Here is a 21664-nt window from a genome sequence, read left to right on the forward strand (position 1 = left end):
GACTCAGAGGTGGAACTGGGGGGCCGGGGCGGCACCACGCAGGTAATCGATATCGGTCTCGAACAGCGATTCGGTGCTGCCATCGGCCTTCACCAGCAGTGCTTCCATGGCCGGCGAACGGCCCTGGATCACGTACAGGCGACCACCCGGACGCAGCCATGAAGCGAACTGTGACGGCACCACGTCAACCGCGCCAGTGACACAGATCACGTCGAAGCGACGCTCGGTCTGCCAGCTCAGCGCATCGGCAACTTCCACGCGTACGTTGGTGCCCAGGCCCGATGCATCCAGGCGCGCGCGGGCAGCGGCGGCCAGGTCCGGGTCGATTTCCAGGCTCAGCACGTCGCGCGCCAGCGCGCCGATGCAGGCCGAGAGGAAGCCGCTGCCGGTGCCGATTTCCAGCACTTCGTCACCCGGCTGCAGATCCAGTGCCTGCAGGGTACGACCCTCGATGACCGGCTTCATCATCTTCTGGCCGTTGCCGATCGGCAGTTCGACATCGGCGTAGGCCAGCGCCCGGTGCGCGTCGGCGACGAAGGCCTCGCGCGGCAGGCGGGCGAGGACGTCGAGCACCTTGATGTCCAGCACGTCCCAGGGACGGATCTGCTGTTCCACCATCAGTTCGCGGGCGTGGGCGTAATCAATCGTCATGAGGTTCAAATCCAGCGCAGTGGGCCGGCCATTTTACCGGTGCCGGAGGCCGGCGGCGCGCCCAGAGCATCAGCTGCCGGGTGGCCGGGGTCGCAGTGCCGGAAGTCATCGCGACCTCCGGTTCGTTCAGTTTTGGTTATCCAGCCGTCCCGGCCCCTCGCGGCGCATAGGCGCGCAGGAAGAAATCGACACTGGCCGCCACATGGATCGCCGCATCGGTCTCGACCGGGGACAGTGGCATGCCGCACATCATATGCATGTGCACTTCGCCCTTCACCAGCGTCAGGAACTGCTGGCCGGCGATTGCATGGTCGGGGATGTCCAGCTCGCCGCGCTCGCTGCGCGAACGCATGAAATCGGCCAGGGCCTCACAGGTGCGCTTGGGGCCGGCCTGCCAGAACAGCTCGCGCAGTCGTTCATCGGTCTCCGGCGCCATCATCACCCGCTGGATGGAGAGCGCAGCATCGGAGGTGATCATCTCGAAGAAGGCCATGCCGATGCCGATCAGCTGATCGCGCAGCGGGCCTTCCACGTCTGCCACGAACAAGGCGTCGGGCAGCATCTCCATGCACTTGGACTGCACAGCTTCGGAGAACAAGGTCTCTTTGTCGCCGAAATGGCTGTATACGGTCAGCTTCGACACGTTGGCCTGGGCAGCGATGCTGTCCATGCTCACGCCGCTGTAGCCCTGTTCGATGAACAGTGTCTTGGCTGCCTCGAGGATCGCCGCGCGCTTGCCCAGGTCCTTGGGGCGCCCGGGGCCGGCAGCCTTGGCAGCCGGCTTGGCCGACGGCTTTCGGGAAGTGGGAGAAATCATCGCGCTAATACTAGACCAAGCGGTTCGATATTTATACTATACCGGCTGGTTCACTAATGGCCGTGTCGCAACAGTATGTTGCCGGCGCGTCCCCCCGGGATTCCTTTTCAGGTCTTGTACCCCATGAAAAACATGCGTTGGTTGGGCGTTGGCGTGCTGGCGGTGGCAGTGGCAGCCTGTGGCAGGCAGGCCGCTGAGCCGGTGGTGGCCATCCCGGTGCTGGTGGTGCATCCCACCACGCAGGACGGGCAGGCACCGGCGGCGTACCCCGGCGAGGTACGTGCCCGCCAGGAGAGTCCGCTGTCGTTCCGCGTCGGTGGCAACCTGGTCAAGCGCCATGTCGACGCCGGGCAACGTGTGAAGAAGGGCCAGCTGCTGGCCGAACTGGACGCGGCCGACTATTCCTCGCAGGCGGCCGCCTCGCAGGCGCAGCTGGCGGCGGCGGAAGCCGACCTGGTGCGCGCGCGCGATGACCAGAAGCGCTACGCCAAGCTGGCCGAAGACCAGCTGGTCAGCCGCTCGACGCTGGACCAGCAGACTGCCGCGTTCAAGGCCGCACAGGGCCAGGCCAATGCCGCCCGCGCCAACCTGGCGGTGGCCCGCAACCAGGCCGAGTACGCGCAGCTGCGCGCGCCGGTCGACGGTGTGATCGCCAGCCGCCAGGCCGAAGCCGGGCAGGTGGTCAGTGCCGGGCAGACGGTGTTCACCCTGGCCGCAGACGGTGGCCGCGAAGTGTTGATCGCGCTGCCGGAAAGCAGCATCCGTGATTACAAGGTGGGGCAGGCGGTGCAGGTGGAACTGTGGAACCGCCCGGGCCAGCTGCTGCCGGGCACCCTGCGCGAGATCGCGCCGGCCGCCGATGCACAGGCACGCACCTATGCCACGCGGGTCAGCCTGGCACCGGAAGCCTTGAGCGAAGTGGAACTGGGCCAGAGCGCGCGGGTGTTCGCCGCCGCTGGCCGCAGTGGCACCCTGCAGCTGCCGCTCGGCTCGGTGCTGCGCGGCAGTGATGGCAAGGCCAGCGTGTGGGTGGTCAATCCGTCCAATGGTGCATTGAAGGCCACCCCGGTGACCGTCGGTGCCTACGGTGCGCAGGCGGTGCCGGTGCTGTCCGGCGTGGCCGCCGGCGACTGGGTGGTGGCCGCCGGCGGCCACCTGCTGCGCGAAGGCCAGGTGGTGACGCCGGTCGACCGCCAGAATCGTCCTGTGCTGGCACCGGCGTCCACGCCGGCCGCTGCGCCGGCCGCAGGCAAGGGGCACTGATCCGTGCGCCGCTTCAATCTCTCCGAATGGGCATTGGGCAATCGCCCGCTGGTGCTGTTTGCGATGCTTGCCTTCGCCGTCATCGGTGCATGGTCCTACAAGCACCTGGGCCAGTCTGAAGATCCTCCGTTCACCTTCAAGGCGATGGTCGTGCGCACGATGTGGCCCGGTGCCACCGCCGAGCAGGTCTCGCGGCAGGTGACCGAGCCGATCGAGAAGGCGCTGATGAACACCGGCGAGTACGAGTTCATCCGCTCATACTCGCGCCCGGGCGAATCGCAGGTGATCTTCATGGCCCGCGACAGCCTGCGTTCCAAGCAGATTCCCGACCTCTGGTACCAGGTGCGCAAGCGCGTGGGTGACATCAAGGCGACGCTGCCGCGCGAGATCGTCGGGCCGTTCTACAACGATGAGTTCGGCGATACCTTCGGCAACATCTATGCGCTGACCGGCGAAGGCTTCGACTACGCGGTGATGCGCGACTATGCCGACCGCATCCAGCTGGAACTGCAGCGCGTGCCCGACGTCGGCAAGATCGACCTGGTCGGCCTGCAGGACGAGAAGGTCTGGATCGAGCTGTCCAACACCAAGCTGGCCACGCTGGGCGTGTCGCTGCAGCAGGTGCAGCAGGCGTTGGCCGACCAGAACGCGGTGACCGCCACCAGCTTCTTCGAAACCCCGACCGACCGCGTGCAGCTGCGCGTGACCGGCCAGTTCGATTCGATCGAGGACATCCGCAAGTTCCCGATCCAGGCCGGCGAGCGGACCTTGCACCTGGGCGACATCGCCGAGGTGAAGCGTGGCTTTGCCGATCCGGCCTCGCCGAAGATGCGCTTCATGGGCCAGGATGCGATCGGCCTGGCGGTAGCGATGAAGGATGGTGGCGACATCCTGAAACTCGGTGCCACCCTGGATGCCGAGTTCGAGCGCCTGCAGAAGACCCTGCCGGCCGGCATGCAGCTGCGCAAGGTGTCCGACCAGCCGCATGCGGTGGAAGAGTCGGTGGGCGAGTTCGTGCAGGTGCTGACCGAAGCGGTGGTGATCGTGCTGCTGGTCAGCTTCTTCTCGCTGGGCCTGCGCACCGGCCTGGTGGTGGGCGTGACCATTCCACTGGTGCTGGCGATGACCTTCTTCGTCATGCACTACTTCGACATCGGCCTGCACAAGATCTCGCTGGGCGCGCTGGTGCTGGCGCTGGGCCTGCTGGTGGACGATGCGATCATCGCGGTGGAAATGATGGCCACCAAGATGGAGCAGGGCTACGACCGCCTGCGTGCGGCCAGCTTCGCCTGGGAATCGACCGCGTTCCCGATGCTGACCGGTACGCTGATTACCGCGGCCGGCTTCCTGCCCATTGCAACGGCGGCCTCGAGCACCGGCGAGTACACCCGTTCGCTGTTCCAGGTGGTGACCATCGCACTGGTGGTGTCCTGGATCGCAGCGGTGCTGTTCATCCCGTACCTGGGCGACAAGATGCTGCCGGACCTGTTCAATCCGCAGCTGCCCAAGCCGGATAGTCTTGCCGGTCGCTGGCGTGCCAAGCGCCTGCAGTGGGCCGACCGCCACCCGGCGCTCGCGCGTTGGATCGCGCCGAAGGAACATGCGCACGACCATGATCCGTACCAGCGGCCGTTCTACACCCGCTTCCGGGGTTTCCTGGATACCTGCCTCCGCCATCGCTGGTGGGTGATCGGTGCGACCATCGCGCTGTTCATCGGCTCGCTGATGCTGTTCCGCTTCGTGCCGCAGCAGTTCTTCCCCGATTCCACCCGGCCCGAACTGATGGTGGACATCGAACTGGCCGAAGGCGCATCGCTGGCCGCCACCCAGGCGCAGGCCACCAAGCTGGAAACGCTGCTGAAGCAGCGCGAGGGCATCAGCAACTACGTGGCCTACGTCGGCACCGGTTCGCCGCGCTTCTACCTGCCGCTGGACCAGCAGCTGCCGGCGACCAACTTCGCCCAGTTCGTGGTGCTCACCGAAGACGCCAAGGCCCGCGAAGCGACCCGCGACTGGATGCTGAAGGACGTGATCAAGCAGTTCCCGGACGTGCAGATGCGCGTGACCCGGCTTGAGAACGGCCCGCCGGTGGGCTACCCGGTGCAGATGCGCGTATCCGGCGAGCACATCGCGCAGGTGCAGGCGATCGCGCGCCAGGTCGAGGCCAAGGTGCGGGAGAACCCGCACGTGATGAACGTCAATCTGGACTGGAGCGAGCCGAGCAAAGTGGTGCGGCTGGTGATCGACCAGGACCGTGCACGTGCGCTGGGTGTCAGCAGTGCCCAGGTCAGCCAGTTCCTCAGCAGTTCGCTGTCGGGCATGAGCGTGAGCACCTATCGCGAAGGCAACCGCCAGATCGAGATGCTGCTGCGTGGCCCGGACAACGAGCGCGCGCAGCTGGACCTGATCGGCAGCCTGGCGATGCCCACCAGCAGTGGCACGGCGGTGACGCTGTCGCAGGTCGCGCGGCTGGAGTACGCCTTCGAGGACGGCATCATCTGGCATCGCAACCGCCTGCCGACGGTGACCGTGCGTGCCGACATCAGCGACGGCATGCAGGCGCTGGACGTGGTGCAGCAGATCGTGCCGACGCTGGACGGCATCCGGGCAGGGCTGCCCAGTGGCTACCTGCTGGAAACCGGCGGCTCGGTGGAGGATTCGGCACGTGGACAGAACTCGATCAAGGCCGGCATGCCGTTGTTCCTGATCGTGGTGGCCACGCTGCTGATGCTGCAGCTGCGCAGCTTCTCGCGCGCGGCGATGGTGCTGGTGACCGCGCCGCTGGGCATCATTGGTGCCACGTTGTTCCTGCTGCTGTTCCGCGCCCCGTTCGGCTTCGTGGCGCTGCTGGGCACGATCGCGCTGGCCGGCATGATCATGCGCAACTCGGTGATCCTGATCGACCAGATCCAGCAGGATATCGACGCCGGGCATGACCGCTGGCATTCGATCATCGATGCGACGGTGCGCCGTTTCCGCCCGATCGTGCTGACTGCACTGGCGGCCGTGCTGGCGATGATTCCGCTCTCGCGCAGTGCGTTCTATGGCTCGATGGCGATTTCGATCATGGGTGGCCTGATCGTGGGTACGGTGCTGACCCTGGTGTTCCTGCCGGCGTTGTACGCGGCATGGTTCCGGGTCAAGCCGGATGAATCCGGGGCGTGATGCCCCGGGTTCTGCGGCCGCCGCCCCTGGTAGGTGCCAACCTTGGTTGGCACTGAGGCTTCATCCACGCATGGCGTGGATCTACTGGGGTGGGCCTGGTAGGTGCCAACCTTGGTTGGCACTGAGGCTTCATCCACGCATGGCGTGGATCTACTGGGGTGGGCCTGGTAGGTGCCAACCTTGGTTGGCATTGAGGCTTCATCCACGCATGGCGTGGATCTACCGCGGTGGGCACGCATGGCGTGGATCTACCGGGGTGGACACGCATGGCGTGGATCTACTGCAGCTGAAGGCTGTTCCGCAGCAGGGGCAGCAGCCATTCGATGAACACCTGCACGCGTTGCGCACGGTGCTGCCGATGCGGTTGCAGCAGCGTCACCGGCAACGGTTGTGCCACGTACTGCGGCATCACTTCCACCAGTGCGCCCGATTGAAGTTCCGCCTGCACGTCGTAACGCGGAATCTGCAGCAGCCCCAAGCCTGCCACGCAGCAGGCAATGGACGCCTCGGCGCTGTTCACCCGCACCCAGCCGGGCATCGGCTGCGTGTGCAGTTGGCTGCCTTCCTGCCACTCCCAGGGCTCCACCCGCGCCGTCGTCGGTGAAGCGTAGTTCACCGCGCGGTGCTGATGCAGATCGGCAGGATGCTGCGGCACGCCGTGCTCGCGCAGGTAGGTGGGCGCGGCCACGTTGACGAAATCGAGCATGCCCAGGGTGCGCGCGACCAGGCTGGAATCGCCCAGGTGGCCAACCCGCAGCACGGCATCGCAGCCGTCCTCGATCAGGTTCACCGCGCGATCGGTCATGCCCAGGTCCAGTTCCACCTGCGGGAAGCGCGCGAAGAACCCGGGCAACGCCGGCGCGATGATGCAGCGGCCGATGCGACTGGGCACGTCGATCCTCAGCGTGCCCATCGGCGGCGCGTCTTCCTGCTGGAACAGCGACTCGGCGTCTTCCACTTCCGCGATCAGGCGCAGGCAGCGGACATAGAAGGTATCGCCGTCATGGGTGGTCGATACACGCCGGGTGGACCGTTGCAGCAGACGCGTGCCCAGGCGTTGCTCCAGTTCAGCCACTGCGGCCGACACGGTGGAGCGCGGGAGGCCGAGCTGGTCGGCGGCACGGGTGAAGCTGGTGCACTCCACGACCCGGGTGAAGATGCGGAAACGCTCGATCCTGTCCATTGTTCGCCAGCCCTGGAAGGTTAAGTCAATGTAGCGGGCTTTATCCGCGATTTCTGCACGATATCGTCGTCAGGGCAGGGTTGCCACTCCGGCCAGCCCCTCCCCGAGACCGACGCCATGACCGACCATTCCCTCAAGGGCAAGACCGTGCTGATCGCCGGCGGTGCCAAGAACCTCGGCGGCCTGATTGCCCGCGATTTTGCCGCACAGGGTGCCAGCGCCATCGTCATCCACTACAACAGTGCCGCCAGCCAGGCCGACGCCGAGGCGACCGTGGCGGCGGTGCAGGCCGCCGGCAGCAAGGCCGTGGCGCTGCAGGCGGACCTGACCTCGGCGGCAGCGATGGAGCGCCTGTTCACCGATGCCGTGGCCGCTGTTGGCCGGCCGGACATCGCCATCAACACCGTCGGCAAGGTGCTGAAGAAGCCGATGGTCGACATCAGCGAGGCCGAGTACGACCAGATGAGTGCGGTCAATGCGAAGACCGCGTTCTTCTTCCTCAAGGAAGCGGGTCGACACGTCAATGACGGTGGCCGTATCTGCACCCTGGTCACTTCACTGCTGGGCGCGTACACGCCGTTCTATTCCAGTTATGCCGGCACCAAGGCGCCGGTGGAGCATTTCACCCGTGCGGCCTCGAAGGAATTCGGTGAGCGCGGTATCTCGGTGACGGCGATCGGCCCGGGCCCGATGGACACGCCGTTCTTCTATCCGGCCGAGAGTGCCGATGCGCAGGCGTACCACAAGACGGCGGCGGCGCTGTCGGCGTTCACCCGAACCGGCCTGACCGACATCGCCGACATCGTGCCGTGGATCCGCTTCCTGGTCACCGATGGCTGGTGGATGACCGGCCAGACCATCCTGGTCAATGGTGGCTACACCACCAAGTAGAGGCACGCCGTGCGAGCGCCATGCGTGGGTGTTCCTTGTTCTGGCTGCGCTCATCCACGCATGGCGTGGATCTACTGCCAACCCCCGGCAGATTGGCAACATTCCGAGTGGACGGTAGAAAGTGCCGCGATCCTGGCTGGGATCGCGGCACAATAGCCGGCTGTCCAGCGGCCGGAGTGCCTGCATGTTCCCTCGCACGATCCCCGCCTGCACGCTGATGCTGGTTGCCTGCAGCGGTCTTGCCGATGCAAGGCCGGCAGCGACCGATACCCTGCGGTTCCAGCAGGACCTGATTGCCGTGCTGGAATGCCGCGCCAGCGCAGATACCCGGCAGAGCGTCGCCAGCACCCTGCGTACGGCACGCTACGGCGATCCAGCCGGTCGCCCGCTACATCTGCGTGACTGGCATTTCGAGCAGGCCGGAGACGCCGACGCTGCTTCGGTGACGGTCATCGATATGCCGGTGCCGTTGACCGCGCAGGGCGTCCGGACCCAGCGCGTTTTCGCAGACGCGCAGGGGTTGTCCATTGTCATCGACGCTGCAACGCGTGATCGCATCGTTGCCCGCCATGGCCTGCAGCTGCAGTCGAGCACGCTGCGTGAACCCTTCCGGGTGTGGACCACACGACCGGTTGATGGCAACACGTCGGCCCCGTCGATCATGGTGAGCAGCGATGGCGACGGCTATCGGTTGGGATGTACTGCCCCAGCTGCCAGCACGCAGGAAACGTTGCCACTGGATCGGCAGCAGCGTGCAGATGCCAATGACCTCACGGCGGCCATCGAGTGCCGTGCCGACGATGCGGCCCTGCGCCGTGTCGGGCGCTTGCTGCAGCAGGTGATGGAACAGCCGCAGAGCGGATGGCCGGAACAGGTCCGTGCAGTGTCGGCGTCTTCGCATGCGATCAAGGGCACGGTGCTTCCCGCCTTCCAGATCGAACTGCAGACGCCGCTGCAGATCCAGGGCATCGCCACCGACAAGGTGCTGGTCGCACCGGCTGGCCTGTTCGCTGCAGACCTTGGCAGAATCAACGTGGCAGGCGTGTTGCTCGATGCCGGTCTGACAACTGCTCACCAGCAGGCCGGCGTGCAGGTCTGGCAACGCGAAGCGTCGCGCAGCGGCTTGCCTTCGGGCAGCCTCCGAATCAATGAACGCGTGGTGGCCAGAGCTGACGACGGCACTGTCCTGACCGGATGCAGCAGTTCGCAGATGCGCGCGGCCGCGAGCGATCCGCAGAGCGCGAACATCCCGCACGGAGTGAGCCAGTGCGGGATGCGCAGAGAGCGGGTACCGGACGCCGCCCGGTACCCCGATCACTCAGCCCAGCCTGGCCAGCACCGCATCGGTGGCCGCCGCCGTACTCACCGCTGTTCCCTTCGCGGCCAGGTCGGCAGTGAACACGCCATCGTCCAGCACGGCATGCACGGCCGCCTCCACGGCTGCGGCTTCTGCTTCCAGCCCCAACGAATGGCGCAGCAGCATCGCCGCACTGAAGATCGTTGCGTAGGGATTGGCGATGCCCTTGCCGGCGATGTCCGGCGCCGAACCGTGGATGGGTTCGTAGATGCCGACCGCGCCCGGCTCGCCCAGCGATGCCGACGGCAGCAGGCCCAGCGAGCCGGCCAGCATCGAGGCCTCGTCGGTGAGGATGTCGCCGAACATGTTCTCGGTCACGATCACGTCGTACTCGCGCGGCTTGGCCAGCAGGTGCATTGCCATCGAATCGACCAGCTGGTGCTCCAGCGCAACGTCCGGGAATTCCTCGCGGCCGATGCGCGCGGCCACATCACGCCACAGGCGTGAGGTTTCCAGCACATTGGCCTTGTCCACCGAGGTGACCTTGCCGCGGCGCTGCCGGGCCAGGCGGAAAGCACTGCGCAGCACGCGCTCGATCTCGGCCACGGTGTAGCGGCACAAGTCGCTGGCACTGTCGGCGTCGCGGGTCTTGTCACCGAAGTAGATGCCGCCGGTGAGCTCGCGCACCACCACGAAGTCCACGCCCTGCAGCAGCTCGGCCTTGATCGGCGAGGCATGCAGCGCCGCATCGTGGGTACGCACCGGTCGCAGGTTGGCATACAGGCCCAGCGCCTTGCGGATCGCCAGCAGGCCCTGCTCCGGACGCACCTTGGCGTTCGGGTCGGACCACTTCGGGCCGCCGACGGCGCCCAGCAGCACCGCGTTGGCGGCCTGGCAGGCGGTCAGGGTGGCAGCGGGCAGCGGCTCGCCATGGCGGTCGATGGCGATGCCACCGATATCGTGCTCGCTGAAGGTGAAGGTGTGGTTGAAGCGCTCGGCGACGACTTTCAGGACGGCAACCGCAGCGGCGGCCACTTCCGGGCCGATGCCATCACCGGGGAGTACAACGATCTCAGCGTGCATGCTCACTCTCGTAACGTTCGATTTCAGGGACACGGCCCAACAGATACCCCAACTGGTCGACGCCTTCCAGCAGGCAGGTCTGCGAGAAGCCGTCCAGCGGGAAGGTATAGACGCGGCCATCGGGCGTGCGCAGCTCGCGGCTGGCCACATCGATGGTCAGTTCATCGTCCGGGCGCTGCATGAGCGCCTGCACATCGGCCTCGTCCAGCACGATCGGCAGCAGGCCGTTCTTCAGCGAGTTGCCACGGAAAATGTCGGCGATCTCGCTGCTGACGATCGCGCGCAGGCCGAGGTCGGTCAACGCCCAGGGCGCATGCTCGCGCGAGGAACCGCAGCCGAAGTTGCGTCCGGCCAGCAGGATGCTGCGGCCGGCGTTATGTGGCTGGTTGAAGGCGAAGTCGGCCACCGGTGAACCATCGGCCTGCCAGCGCCAGTCATTGAAGGCATTGCGGCCCAGGCCGGCGCGCTCGGTGGTGGACAGGAACCGCGCCGGGATGATCTGGTCGGTATCAATGTTGGTCTGGCGCAGCACCACGCTGGCCGAGCTCAGGGTGCGGAACCCGCTCATCACGCCACCTCCTGTGCGAACAGCTCGCGGGCATCGGCAACATGCCCCTGCACGGCGGCCCAGGCGGCACTCATCGGCGAGGCCAGCAGCGTGCGTGATCCTGGCCCCTGGCGGCCTTCGAAGTTGCGGTTGCTGGTGCTTACGGCCAGTTGGCCGGGGGCGACCAGATCGCCGTTCATGGCGATGCACATCGAGCAGCCCGGCTCGCGCCACTCGGCACCGGCCGCACGCACGATCTCATGGATGCCTTCGGCTTCGGCCTGGCGCTTGACGATTTCCGACCCCGGCACCACCAGCATGCGCACGCGCTCGGCGATGCGGCGGCCACGCAGCACCTGCGCCACTTCGCGCATGTCACTCAGGCGGCCATTGGTGCACGAGCCAACGAAGACCACGTCCACCGGGGTGCCGGCCAGCGTCTGCCCCGCCTGGAAATGCATGTAGTCCAGGCCCTTCTGCGCAGCGGCGTCGTTGGCAGCGGGAATCGGTGCATCCACCGCGATGGCGGTGCCGGGATGGGTGCCCCAGGTCAGCGTCGGGCGGATATCGGCGGCGTCGATATGCACCTCGCTGTCGAAGCGCGCGCCTTCGTCGCTGCGCAGCTGCGTCCAGCGTGCGACGGCCGCCTCGAAGTCGGCACCCTTGGGGCCGCGCGGGGTGGCGGCAACGAAGTCGAACGTCACCTGGTCCGGGGCGACCATGCCGGCGCGCGCGCCCGCCTCGATCGACATGTTGCACAGGGTCATGCGCTGTTCCATGTCCATTGCTTCGATGGTGCTGCCACGGAACTCGATGACATGGCCGGTGCCGCCGTTGACGCCGATCACGCCGATGATGTGCAGCACCACGTCCTTGGCGCCGATGCCGGGCGCGACCTGGCCATCGACCGTGATCGCCAGGGTCTTCGCTTTGCGCTGCAGCAGGCACTGCGTGGCCAGCACGTGGCCGACCTCACTGGTGCCGATGCCGAAGGCCAGCGAACCGAATGCGCCGTGGGTGGAGGTGTGGCTGTCGCCGCAGACGATGGTCATGCCCGGCTGGGTGAAACCCTGCTCCGGGGCGATGACGTGGACGATGCCACGGTTGTCCGAGGCCATGTCGAACAGCTCGATGCCGTGCTCGGCGCAGTTGCGCGCCAGCGTGGCGACCTGTGCCTCGGAGGCGGCGCTGGCGTAGGGCAGCGTGCCGTCGGCGCGGACAGGCAGGGTCGGCGTGGAGTGGTCCATCGTCGCCTTGGTGCGATCCGGTCGACGCGGCGCCAGGCCGCGCTCGCGCAGCTCGGTGAACGCCTGCGGCGAGGTCACTTCATGGATCAGGTGCAGGTCGATATACAGCACGGCAGGCGCGCTGTCGGTTTCGGGAACCACCACGTGGGCGTCCCACAGTTTGTCGTACAGGGTGCGGGGTGCGGAAGTCATGCGTTTGCCTGGCAGGAGTACGAAGGTGCGGACATCGGGAATGAAAGTAACAGGGGCGGGTCAGCGGCGGCGTGCGAGCACACGCAGCCGCACGTAGTCGGCCAGCGGTTGTCCGCCGGCATTGCGCGGCAGCTCGTCCAGCAGGGCCGTGGCGGACGCGCGCACGGTGGCGCGCGCCTCGACCGGCAGATCGTCCAGCAGCGGTGCGGCAAATACCCGCAGCCAGCCGGCAACACCGGTCGGCAACGCCGTCGCGCGCGGCATGCATTCGATCAGCTGCACCTGGAAGCCATGCTGGCGCAGGCGGTCGGCGTAGGCGTCGGCAGTGGGGAAGTACCACTGGAACGTGCTGGCAGCATGACCATGGGCCAGCCGCGCAGCCTGTACCGCGGCGACGATCGTGGCCACGTTGCCATGCCCGCCGAACTCGGCGACAAAGCGGCCACCCGGGCGCAGCGCACGGCGCACGCCCTCCAGCACGCTGTCCGGGTTGCCCATCCAGTGCAGCGCGGCGTTGCTGAACACCGCATCGAATTCGCCTTCGAACGTCAGCGCATGGCCGTCCATCAACTGTGCATCGACGCCACGCGCGCGGGCGGCGATCACCATCTCCGGTGATGCATCGACGCCGTGCATGCGCGCACCGCTGAGTGCCAGTTCGGTGGTGAGTACGCCATCGCCACAGCCCAGGTCGAGGATGCGTTCGCCCGTACGTGCGTCGAGCAGGCGCGATACGGCGCTGCCCAGCTGTGGCACGAAGCCGGCATCGATCGCATAGTCCTGCGCGTTCCACTGTTGGCAGGCGGGCGTCACGGCGGAGTCGAAGGCGCTCATCTCAGGTTCCTCAGGCAGTAGCGGGGGCGGGTGCTTCAGTGGTGCTGGCAGCGTTTGCCTGGCGCTGGCGCAGCAGGCGGTTGGCCACATCCAGCCAGGCCAGCGCGGAGGCTTCGATGATGTCTTTGCTGGTGCCGGTGCCGTCGTACTCCACGCCTTCGTGACGCACGCTCAGGTTGGCCTCACCGCGCGCGTCGGCACCGATGCCGACGCTGTGCACGTGGTAGCTGTCCAGCATCAGCTGTACGCCGGTGGCGGCAGACAAGGCGCCGAACAGCGCATCCACCGGGCCATCGCCCTGTGCAGTCTCGGCCACGCGGTTGCCGTCCGGGTCAGACAGTTCGACCAGCGCGTTGGCGCGGCTGCCGACGTCGCTGATGGTCATCGATGCCAGGCGATAGCCCTGCGTGGTGGACCCGCCCTGCATCAGCGTCTGCAGGTCGGCATCGGTGACCACGCGCTGTTGCTCACACAGGCCCTTGAACTGTTCGAATACCAGCTTCAGCTCGTCCTCTTCCAGCCAGAACCCCAGTGCGCGCAGGCGCGCTTCGACGGCGGCGCGGCCACTGTGGCGGCCCAGCACCATCTGCGAATCTTCCCAGCCCACGTCTTCCGGGCGCATGATTTCGTAGGTGCCGCGGTGACGCAGCATGCCGTGCTGGTGGATGCCCGATTCGTGGGCGAAGGCATTGGCGCCGACAATCGCCTTGTTGCGCTGTACCGGCATGCCCACCAGGCGCTGCAGCAGCTGCGAGGTAGCGACGATGCGCGGGGTGTTGATCGCGCTGTCCTGCTCGTAGAACGCCTGTCGCACCTTCAGCACCATCGCGATCTCTTCCAGCGAGCAGTTGCCGGCGCGCTCGCCGATGCCGTTGACGGTGCATTCGACCTGGCGCGCGCCACCTTCGATGGCGGCCAGCGAGTTGGCCACGGCCAGGCCCAGATCGTTGTGGCAGTGCGCGCTGAAGATCACGTTGGCCGCGTTCGGTACATCGGCCACGCCGGCAATCACCTGCTGGAACATCGCGCGGATCTCTTCCGGCGTGGTGAAGCCGACGGTGTCAGGCAGGTTGATGGTGGTGGCGCCGGCGGAGATCGCCGCGCGCGACACTTCGATCAGGTAGTCCAGCTCGGTACGGGTGGCATCTTCGGCGGAGAACTCGACGTCGTCGATGTACGAGCGTGCCAGCGATACGTGCTTGCGTACCGACTCCAGTACCTGCTCGCGCGTCATCCGCAGCTTGTGCTCGCGGTGCAGCGGGCTGGTGGACAGGAACACGTGCAGGCGCGGGCTGACCGCCGCTTCCAGTGCACGTGCCGAGGTTTCGATGTCGGCCTGCAGGCAGCGCGACAGCACCGCCAGGGTCAAGCTCGGGCGGCGCAGCTCACGGCCGATCAGGGCCATCGCTTCGCGGTCGGACTGCGAGCTGGCCGGGAAGCCGGTCTCGATGATGTCCACGCCCAGTTCGTCCAGCGCACGCGCCATCACCAGCTTCTGCGGCGGGCTCATGCTGCAGCCGGGGGACTGCTCGCCGTCACGCAGGGTGGTGTCGAAGATGCGGATGCGCGGGGTGGTAATTCGTTCGATGGTGGTCACAGGGAAATCTCCTCGACAGCGGGTGCGACGACGTGCAGGTGGGTAGGGGAAGAAGTGGAAGCGGCAGGTGCGTTGGCACCGGTGGGCGGGCGGGGTGGCGGACGGGCCGCTTCCGCGCGGCGGCGGCGCGGCTTGCGCGGCGGCCGCGGGCGGATGTCGGTCAGCAACCCGGCCAGCACGCCGGCATCGATGTTGCCGCCGGAAACGACCGCGCACTTGCGGCGGCCGGCAACGCGACGACCGGCCGCCAGTGCCAGTGCACCGGCGCCCTCGGCGATGATGTGTTCTTCCAGTGCCAGGCGTACCAGGGTTTCGCGCAGTTCGGCTTCGCGCACGATCACCACGTCGTCCAGCAGTGAAGTGCACAGGCGACGGGTCAGGAAACCGGGGATCTTCACCCGTACGCCGTCTGCCAGCGACGGCACCGGCGCGATCTCGCGCACGTCGCCACGGATCGCACGGGCCATCGAATCGACGCCCTCGACCTGCGCCCCGACGATGCGCACGCCTTGTGATTTCAATGCCAGCGCGACCCCGGAGGCCAGCCCGCCGCCACCGATCGGCACGATCACCACGTCCGGCGCATGCGCGGCCAGCTCGATGCCGACGGTGCCCTGGCCGGCGATGACGTCGGCGTCGTCGAAGGCGGACAGGAAGCGATAGCCATGGCGCTGCGCCAGTTCGACCGCGAAGTCATACGCCTCGTCATAGCTGTTGCCGTGCTGGCGCACGGTCGCGCCCCAATGGGCAACGCCGGCGATCTTGGTGGCCGGTGCACCGTGCGGCATCACCGCAATGGCCGGAACATCCAGGCGGTAGGCGGCCCAGGCCACGCCCTGGGCATGGTTGCCGGCCGAGGCGCAGATCACCGGCCGCGCGTCGCCACGCTCGCGGCCTGCCAGCAGCGCGTTCAATGCGCCGCGCACCTTGTAGGAGCCGGTGCGCTGCAGGTTTTCCAGCTTCAGCCAGGTGCCGAAACGTTCAGCGTGGTGCAGCGGCGTGGGCGGCAGAAAGCGGCGCAGGCGGGCCTGCGCTGCCAGCACATCGGCGACGGTTACGTCGCCAACATCGCTTTCCTTGCTGCCATCAGCGGCCGGCATGGGCCACCCGATGGCTGCAGGCCACCGCCTGCGGGCACGGGCGGCGAAGAAGGCGCCTCCGTACCGGCACCGTGTTGGAAACGGTACGGGCATTCATGCGGATACTCCTTCCAGTGCGGTCATCTGCACCGAAACGCAGTCGTAGATCTTTTCCATCTGCCGGCACAGGGTTTCCGGTGGACGCTGGCTGTCCACCACCAGCTGCAGGTGCCAGCGGCCATCGTCGGCGGCCACCGGCGCACCGGTGATCGCGCGCGGTGCGAAGCCACGTCGTTCAGCCATGCCGATCACGCGCAGCAGCGCGCCCTCGGCCGGTTGCAGCACCAGGTCAAGCCGGTATTGCATTGGGGATCTCCTGGCGTGCATGTGCAGGGTTGCTTTCCAGCATGGTGCTGTTGGCGGTATTGGGCGGCACCAGCGGCCACACGTTGGCGCGTGCATCGATGGCCACGTGCAGCAGTGCCGGGCCGGGCTCGGCCAGCAGCGCGGCCAGGCCGCCTTCGACGTCGTCACGGGCATCGATGCGGCTGGCTGCGATACCGAAAACCTTGGCCAGGGCCACGAAGTCCGGGTTGTCGGACAGATCGATCTCGCTGTAGCGCTCGGCGAAGAACAGTTCCTGCCACTGCCGCACCATGCCCAGCGAACTGTTGTCCAGCAACACGATCTTCACCGGCAGGCGGCAGCGGGCGATGGTCGCCAGCTCCTGCACGTTCATCATGAAGCTGCCGTCGCCGGACACCAGCACCACGGTGCGCTCGGGGCAGGCGAACTGCGCCCCCATCGCGGCCGGCAGGCCGAAGCCCATGGTGCCCAGCGCGCCACTGGTCAGGTGGTTGCGCGGGTGATTGAAGCGGCAGTGCTGTGCCACCCACATCTGGTGCTGGCCGACATCGCAGGCGATCACCGCGTCGGCCGGGGCCAGTTCGCTCAACCGCTTCAGCATGGCCGGCGCATAGATGTGCTGGCCCGGCGCGTCGTAGCGTGCGGCGAAACGTTCGCGGTGCTGCGCGCAGCGCTTGCGCCATGCGTCTTGGTGGGCCTTGGGGGAGGGGAAGGCCGCATGCAGGGCGCGGATGGCATGGCCGACATTGCCGGGCACGGCGACGTCGGCGCTGCGCAGCTTGGAGATCTCGTAGGCGTCGGCATCGATGTGCACCACGCGGGCGAACGGTGCGAACTCGGCCAGTTTGCCGGTGGCGCGGTCATCGAATCGTGCACCCAGCACCAGCAGCAGGTCACTTTCCTGCACGGCCATGTTGGCCGCACGGGTGCCATGCATGCCCAGCATGCCCAGCGACTGCGGGTGGCTGGCCGGCAGCGCACCCAGGCCACGCAGGGTCATCACGGTGGGAATGCCGCTGGCTTCGACGAAGTGGCGCAGGTCCTGCACTGCATCACCCAACGCGATGCCACCGCCGGCATAGACCACCGGCTTTTCCGCCGCGGCCAGTGCAGCGATGGCTGCGCTGATGGCCTCGTCGGCAGGGGCCGGTGGCGGTTCCACGCTGGCCGGTACGTGCGCCGGCAGGTGGCTGGCGTCGGCCAGCTGCACATCCTTGGGCAGGTCGATCAGCACCGGGCCGGGACGGCCCTCGCGGGCGATGCGGAAGGCATCGGCCACCACGCGCGGCAGGTCATCAACGCTGCGCACCAGCCAGCTGTGCTTGACGATCGGCATGGTCAGGCCGAACACATCCAGCTCCTGGAACGCATCGGTGCCCAGCAGCGGGGTGGCGACCTGGCCGGTGATGCAGACCATCGGCACCGAATCCAGCATCGCATCGGCGATGCCGGTGACCAGGTTGGAGGCACCCGGGCCCGAGGTGGCCACGCAGACGCCGACCTGGCCACTGGCGCGTGCAAAGCCGTTGGCGGCCAGTGCCGCGCCCTGCTCATGGCGTACCAGGATGTGCTTCAGCGACGAATCCACCAGCGCGTCGTAGAACGGCATGATGGTGCCACCGGGGTAGCCGAACAGCGTACCGACACCCTCGGCCTCCAGCGCCTGGGTCAGCCAGCGCGCGCCATTGGGCGGCGCGCTGCGTTGTGTGGAAGAGTTCATGGGGGAACCTTGCAGAGCGGGTGGGGGTGCCGCGTGGTTACGCGGCTTGACCTTGCAACCAGACCATCTTGGCGCGCAGTTCCTTGCCTACCTTCTCGATCGGATGTTCCAGGTCGGCCTGCTTGAACCGGTTGTAGTTCGGCAGCCCGGCTTCGTACTCGGCCACCCAGTTCTTGGTGAAGGTTCCGTCCTGGATGTCCTTCAGTACTTCCTTCATGCGCTCCTTGGTGCCGGCATCGATCACCCGCGGGCCGCTGACGTAGTCGCCGTACTGCGCGGTTTCGGAGATGAACTCCAACATGCGCGAGATGCCGCCTTCGTAGAACAGGTCGACGATCAGCTTCAGTTCGTGCAGCACTTCGTAGTAGGCGATTTCCGGCTGGTAACCGGCTTCCACCAGCGTCTCGAAGCCGGCCTGCACCAGCGCCGATGCACCACCGCACAGCACCGCCTGCTCACCGAACAGATCAGTTTCGGTTTCTTCCTTGAAGGTGGTCTGGATCAGGTTGGCGCGGGCGCCACCCAGGCCGGCGGCGTAGGCCAGGGCGTACTCGGCGGCCTTGCCGCTCTTGTCCTGGTAGACCGCCCAGATGCACGGCACGCCACGGCCGATTTCGTATTCGCGGCGCACCAGTGCACCCGGGCCCTTCGGTGCGACCAGCACCACGTCCAGGTCCTCGCGCGGCTTGATCATGTCGAAATGCACATTCAGGCCATGCGCGAACAGCAGCACGGCACCCTGTTTCATGTTCGGCGCCAGCACGTCGTCGTACAGCTTCTTCTGCACCATGTCCGGGGTCAGCACGGCGACCAGGTCGGCATCCTTCACTGCCTCGGCCGGCGCCTTGACGGTGAAGCCATCGGCCTGCGCCTTGACCTCGGTGGGGCCACCCGGACGCAGGCCTACCACCACATCAAAGCCGGATTCACGCAGGTTGAGCGCGTGTGCGCGGCCCTGGCTGCCATAGCCGATGACAGCGATCTTGGTCTGGGGCAGGTCGTTGGTGCTCATGGGGGAGGTTCCTTGCGGTGGGAAGAGAAAAAGACGGCCGGCAGTCGAAGCGACGTACCGGCCGGTCAGGGAAACGCGGGGGAGGAAGTGCCCGTCGCACAGGCGCTGCCACCACGAGGACTTGTGGTGCAGCAGGTTCGGGTTGTGCGGAAGGCAGTGGTCATGGGAGTGGTTGCTTCTGTAACCAGGTCTTGAAATGAAAAAACCCGCACCTGGGCGGGTGCGGGTTTTTGATGAGTTCCGGTGTGTGTGTTGCTTACACGCTGGCTCGTCCCGCACCTGTTGGTTGGGTAATAAGTACGAGCACAAGAATCGAACGCAGCGAGGCGGCGCCGGTATCGGCGGCTTCAATGTGGGTTCGCGGTGGCGTGTGGCGTTGCAACATGTGATCGAGAAAACCACAGCCCTTTCGGCGGTGTCAACCCTCGTGACGGAATTTCCGTCGGTTTCCGCTGCATCCAGCGCAATCGCTTGCGGCACAAGGATGGTTGCCCCTGAAAGTGTTTCGGTGAACCGGAATTCACTCTTTTCAGCGGGTTTTTTGCGCGGATTCCGGCGATATCCGCCGCTGCGCTCGCCGGGCCATGCCCGGCTGAACCTCGGTGCCGTCCATGACCTATGCCCGATATCCCCCAGGCGCCACAACGGCGAAGATCGGGCATCACCCTTCCACCGGAACCCGACCGTGTCCCGACGTCTTGCCCGTTCCCTGCTGGCTGCCGCTGTCCTCGTTGCCGCCCCCACACTGGTCCTGGCGGCCGACCGCATCACCGGCCACAGCTTCGCCACCCGCTCGGAAGTGATTGCCCCGCATGCAATGGCTGCCACCTCGCAGCCGCTGGCCACCCAGATCGCGCTGGATGTGATGAAGTCCGGCGGTTCGGCGGTCGACGCCGCCATCGCCGCCAATGCGGCACTGGGCCTGATGGAACCCACCGGCAACGGCGTGGGTGGCGACCTGTTCGCCATCGTGTGGGACCCGAAGACGCAGAAGCTTTACGGCTACAACGGTTCCGGCCGCTCGCCGAAGTCGCTCACGCTGGCCGAGTTCCAGCGTCGCGGCCTGAAGGAGATTCCGGCCACCGGCCCGCTGCCGGTGTCGGTGCCAGGCGCGGTGGATGGCTGGTTCGCACTGCACGACCGCTTCGGGCGCAAGCCGATGGCCGACAACCTGGCCCCTGCCATCCGCTATGCGCGCGAAGGCCATCCGGTAGCCGAAGTGATTGCCTACTACTGGGACCGCTCGGTACCCAAGCTGTCGCAGTACCCCGGCTTCAAGGAGCAGTTCACCATCGACGGCCATGCCCCGCGCAAGGGCGAGATGTGGAAGAACCCGAATCTGGCCAGCACGCTGCAGAAGATCGCCGACGGCGGCCGCGATGCCTTCTACAAGGGCGACATCGCCCGCACCATCGGTGACTACTTCAAGGCCAACGGCGGCTACCTGAGCTACCAGGACATGGCCGACCACCACGGTGAGTGGGTCGAACCGGTCAGCAGCAACTACCGTGGCTACGATGTGTGGGAACTGCCGCCGAACAGCCAGGGCATCGCCGCGCTGCAGATCCTCAACGTGCTGGAAGGCTACGACTTCTCGAAGATTCCGTTCGGCTCAGCCGAACATGTGCACCTGTTCGTGGAAGCCAAGAAGCTGGCCTTCGCCGACCGTGCGCGCTTCTATGCGGACATGGCGTTCCAGCCGGCACCGGTGCAGAAGCTGGTGTCCAAGGAATACGCCGCGCAGCGTCGCGCGCTGATCTCGATGGACAAGGCATTGAAGGAAGTGCAGCCGGGCACGCCGAAGCAGCTGGAGCAGGGCGACACCATCTACATGACCGTGGCCGACGCCGACGGCATGATGGTATCGCTGATCCAGTCCAACTACCGCGGCATGGGCAGTGGCATGGCGCCGCCGGGGCTGGGCTTCATCCTGCAGGACCGTGGCGAGATGTTCGTGCTGCAGAAGAATCATCCCAATGGCTATGCGCCGGGCAAGCGCCCGTTCCAGACCATCATTCCGGCCTTCATCACCAAGGGCGGCAAGCCGTATGCCAGCTTCGGCGTGATGGGGGGAGCGATGCAGCCGCAGGGTCACGCGCAGATCGTGATGAACCTGGTGGACTTCGGCATGAACCTGCAGGAGGCCGGCGATGCGCCACGCATCCAGCATGAAGGCTCGACCGAACCGACCGGGCAGGCGACGGCAATGAGCGACGGTGGTGAAGTGAATCTGGAAACCGGATTCCCGTACGAGACGGTGCGCGCGTTGATGCGCAAGGGTCATCGCGTGGTGTTCGCCGACGGTCCCTACGGTGGCTACCAGGCGATCCTGCGTGATCCGGATACGGGCGTGTATTACGGCGCGTCTGAGAGTCGCAAGGATGGGCAGGCGGCGGGGTACTGAGGTTTCCCGGCCACCGGGCTGAGCCCCCTCTGCGGTGTCGGTTCAGAAGCTGGATTGCGTGATTGGGCCGGGGGGGGGGGGGGGGGGGGGGGGGGCCGGCACCGTTTCCCGCCGCAAAAGGTACCCCACCCCTTCCTGTTTTCCGATACACCTCATCCACGCATGGCGTGGATCTACTGCCGTCACCGGGAAATTGTCGGAGGCGGGGGGGGGGGGGGGGGGGGGGGGGGGCGCCCACCCCCGGGCGCGGGGCGGGGGCGGGCCACCGAGGGGGGAGGGTGGTGGGGGCGCACGCCCGCCCCCCCCCCCCCCCCAC

Annotated in this window: 17 protein-coding genes; 4 read left to right on the top strand and 13 right to left on the bottom strand. The window is 66.8% G+C overall.

The genetic code is table 11. The features are described from left to right. Nucleotides 1–3: 3 nt before the first annotated feature. Together ACVOLJ_RS16425 and ACVOLJ_RS16430 are read right to left on the bottom strand one after the other, a co-directional pair. Entirely contained in the window at nucleotides 4–651 is a 648-nt protein-coding gene (locus ACVOLJ_RS16425) for a protein-L-isoaspartate O-methyltransferase family protein (RefSeq protein WP_481564616.1), read from the bottom strand. A gap of 136 nt (nucleotides 652–787) precedes the next feature. Further along, nucleotides 788–1468 carry a TetR/AcrR family transcriptional regulator gene (locus ACVOLJ_RS16430; RefSeq protein WP_475278221.1) on the bottom strand — a complete coding sequence of 227 codons (681 nt, stop codon included), beginning with the start codon at nucleotides 1466–1468 and terminating at the stop codon, nucleotides 788–790. 123 nt (nucleotides 1469–1591) lie between these two features. Here ACVOLJ_RS16430 and ACVOLJ_RS16435 point away from each other — a divergent pair, with 123 nt between their 5' ends. Further along, nucleotides 1592–2731, top strand: a complete 1140-nt coding sequence (locus tag ACVOLJ_RS16435) for an efflux RND transporter periplasmic adaptor subunit (protein ID WP_481564617.1) — start codon at nucleotides 1592–1594, stop codon at nucleotides 2729–2731. 3 nt (nucleotides 2732–2734) lie between these two features. Beyond that, entirely contained in the window at nucleotides 2735–5896 is a 3162-nt protein-coding gene (locus ACVOLJ_RS16440) for an efflux RND transporter permease subunit (protein ID WP_475278219.1), read from the top strand. Between the two features lie 277 nt (nucleotides 5897–6173). Here ACVOLJ_RS16440 and ACVOLJ_RS16445 read toward each other — a convergent pair whose 3' ends face one another. Continuing rightward, nucleotides 6174–7079, bottom strand: coding sequence for a LysR family transcriptional regulator (locus ACVOLJ_RS16445; protein WP_475278218.1), 906 nt, complete (start codon nucleotides 7077–7079; stop codon nucleotides 6174–6176). Nucleotides 7080–7196: 117 nt separating this feature from the next. On the opposite strand from ACVOLJ_RS16445, the gene ACVOLJ_RS16450 reads away from it, so the two are divergent. Then, nucleotides 7197–7970 carry an SDR family oxidoreductase gene (locus ACVOLJ_RS16450; RefSeq protein ID WP_481564618.1) on the top strand — a complete coding sequence of 258 codons (774 nt, stop codon included), beginning with the start codon at nucleotides 7197–7199 and terminating at the stop codon, nucleotides 7968–7970. Between the two features lie 388 nt (nucleotides 7971–8358). Here ACVOLJ_RS16450 and ACVOLJ_RS16455 read toward each other — a convergent pair whose 3' ends face one another. The 10 genes from ACVOLJ_RS16455 to ilvC form a co-directional block, all read right to left on the bottom strand. Further along, a complete protein-coding gene (locus ACVOLJ_RS16455; protein WP_481564619.1) occupies nucleotides 8359–9225 on the bottom strand; it encodes a hypothetical protein in 867 nt (288 codons plus the stop codon). 63 nt (nucleotides 9226–9288) lie between these two features. Further along, entirely contained in the window at nucleotides 9289–10350 is a 1062-nt protein-coding gene (gene leuB, locus ACVOLJ_RS16460) for a 3-isopropylmalate dehydrogenase (RefSeq protein WP_475278215.1), read from the bottom strand. Beyond that, nucleotides 10340–10918: a 3-isopropylmalate dehydratase small subunit gene (leuD, locus tag ACVOLJ_RS16465; RefSeq protein ID WP_475278214.1), complete on the bottom strand. Its 579-nt coding sequence runs from the start codon at nucleotides 10916–10918 to the stop codon at nucleotides 10340–10342. Before leuD ends, leuB begins: the two co-directional genes overlap by 11 nt. Continuing rightward, nucleotides 10918–12336: a 3-isopropylmalate dehydratase large subunit gene (gene leuC, locus ACVOLJ_RS16470; RefSeq protein WP_475278213.1), complete on the bottom strand. Its 1419-nt coding sequence runs from the start codon at nucleotides 12334–12336 to the stop codon at nucleotides 10918–10920. Before leuC ends, leuD begins: the two co-directional genes overlap by 1 nt. 60 nt (nucleotides 12337–12396) lie before the next feature. Continuing rightward, entirely contained in the window at nucleotides 12397–13170 is a 774-nt protein-coding gene (locus tag ACVOLJ_RS16475) for a methyltransferase domain-containing protein (RefSeq protein ID WP_481564620.1), read from the bottom strand. 10 nt (nucleotides 13171–13180) lie between these two features. Continuing rightward, nucleotides 13181–14767, bottom strand: coding sequence for a 2-isopropylmalate synthase (locus ACVOLJ_RS16480; RefSeq protein ID WP_475278211.1), 1587 nt, complete (start codon nucleotides 14765–14767; stop codon nucleotides 13181–13183). After that, a complete protein-coding gene (locus tag ACVOLJ_RS16485; RefSeq protein ID WP_475278210.1) occupies nucleotides 14764–15867 on the bottom strand; it encodes a threonine dehydratase in 1104 nt (367 codons plus the stop codon). Before ACVOLJ_RS16485 ends, ACVOLJ_RS16480 begins: the two co-directional genes overlap by 4 nt. A gap of 93 nt (nucleotides 15868–15960) precedes the next feature. Further along, nucleotides 15961–16212, bottom strand: coding sequence for an ACT domain-containing protein (locus ACVOLJ_RS16490; protein WP_089236730.1), 252 nt, complete (start codon nucleotides 16210–16212; stop codon nucleotides 15961–15963). Continuing rightward, entirely contained in the window at nucleotides 16196–17932 is a 1737-nt protein-coding gene (ilvG, locus tag ACVOLJ_RS16495) for an acetolactate synthase 2 catalytic subunit (RefSeq protein ID WP_481564621.1), read from the bottom strand. Before ilvG ends, ACVOLJ_RS16490 begins: the two co-directional genes overlap by 17 nt. Before the next feature lie 37 nt (nucleotides 17933–17969). Then, on the bottom strand, nucleotides 17970–18944 hold the full coding sequence (gene ilvC, locus ACVOLJ_RS16500; protein ID WP_475278207.1) for a ketol-acid reductoisomerase: 975 nt from the start codon (nucleotides 18942–18944) through the stop codon (nucleotides 17970–17972). Between the two features lie 685 nt (nucleotides 18945–19629). Here ilvC and ggt point away from each other — a divergent pair. Beyond that, complete coding sequence (gene ggt / locus ACVOLJ_RS16505) at nucleotides 19630–21348, top strand: gamma-glutamyltransferase (protein WP_475278206.1); 1719 nt, start codon at nucleotides 19630–19632, stop codon at nucleotides 21346–21348. Nucleotides 21349–21664 lie beyond the last annotated feature (316 nt).

Source organism: Stenotrophomonas sp. STEN046, from assembly GCF_056759755.1.

Coding starts and splice junctions, on each gene's coding strand:
- ACVOLJ_RS16425 (WP_481564616.1), bottom strand. CDS start 651: ATGACGATTGATTACGCCCACGCCCGCGAACTGATGGTGGAACAGCAG.
- leuC (WP_475278213.1), bottom strand. CDS start 12,336: ATGACTTCCGCACCCCGCACCCTGTACGACAAACTGTGGGACGCCCAC.
- ACVOLJ_RS16445 (WP_475278218.1), bottom strand. CDS start 7,079: ATGGACAGGATCGAGCGTTTCCGCATCTTCACCCGGGTCGTGGAGTGC.
- leuB (WP_475278215.1), bottom strand. CDS start 10,350: ATGCACGCTGAGATCGTTGTACTCCCCGGTGATGGCATCGGCCCGGAA.
- ACVOLJ_RS16475 (WP_481564620.1), bottom strand. CDS start 13,170: ATGAGCGCCTTCGACTCCGCCGTGACGCCCGCCTGCCAACAGTGGAAC.
- ACVOLJ_RS16485 (WP_475278210.1), bottom strand. CDS start 15,867: ATGCCGGCCGCTGATGGCAGCAAGGAAAGCGATGTTGGCGACGTAACC.
- ilvG (WP_481564621.1), bottom strand. CDS start 17,932: ATGAACTCTTCCACACAACGCAGCGCGCCGCCCAATGGCGCGCGCTGG.
- ilvC (WP_475278207.1), bottom strand. CDS start 18,944: ATGAGCACCAACGACCTGCCCCAGACCAAGATCGCTGTCATCGGCTAT.
- ACVOLJ_RS16430 (WP_475278221.1), bottom strand. CDS start 1,468: ATGATTTCTCCCACTTCCCGAAAGCCGTCGGCCAAGCCGGCTGCCAAG.
- ACVOLJ_RS16450 (WP_481564618.1), top strand. CDS start 7,197: ATGACCGACCATTCCCTCAAGGGCAAGACCGTGCTGATCGCCGGCGGT.
- leuD (WP_475278214.1), bottom strand. CDS start 10,918: ATGAGCGGGTTCCGCACCCTGAGCTCGGCCAGCGTGGTGCTGCGCCAG.
- ACVOLJ_RS16435 (WP_481564617.1), top strand. CDS start 1,592: ATGAAAAACATGCGTTGGTTGGGCGTTGGCGTGCTGGCGGTGGCAGTG.
- ACVOLJ_RS16490 (WP_089236730.1), bottom strand. CDS start 16,212: ATGCAATACCGGCTTGACCTGGTGCTGCAACCGGCCGAGGGCGCGCTG.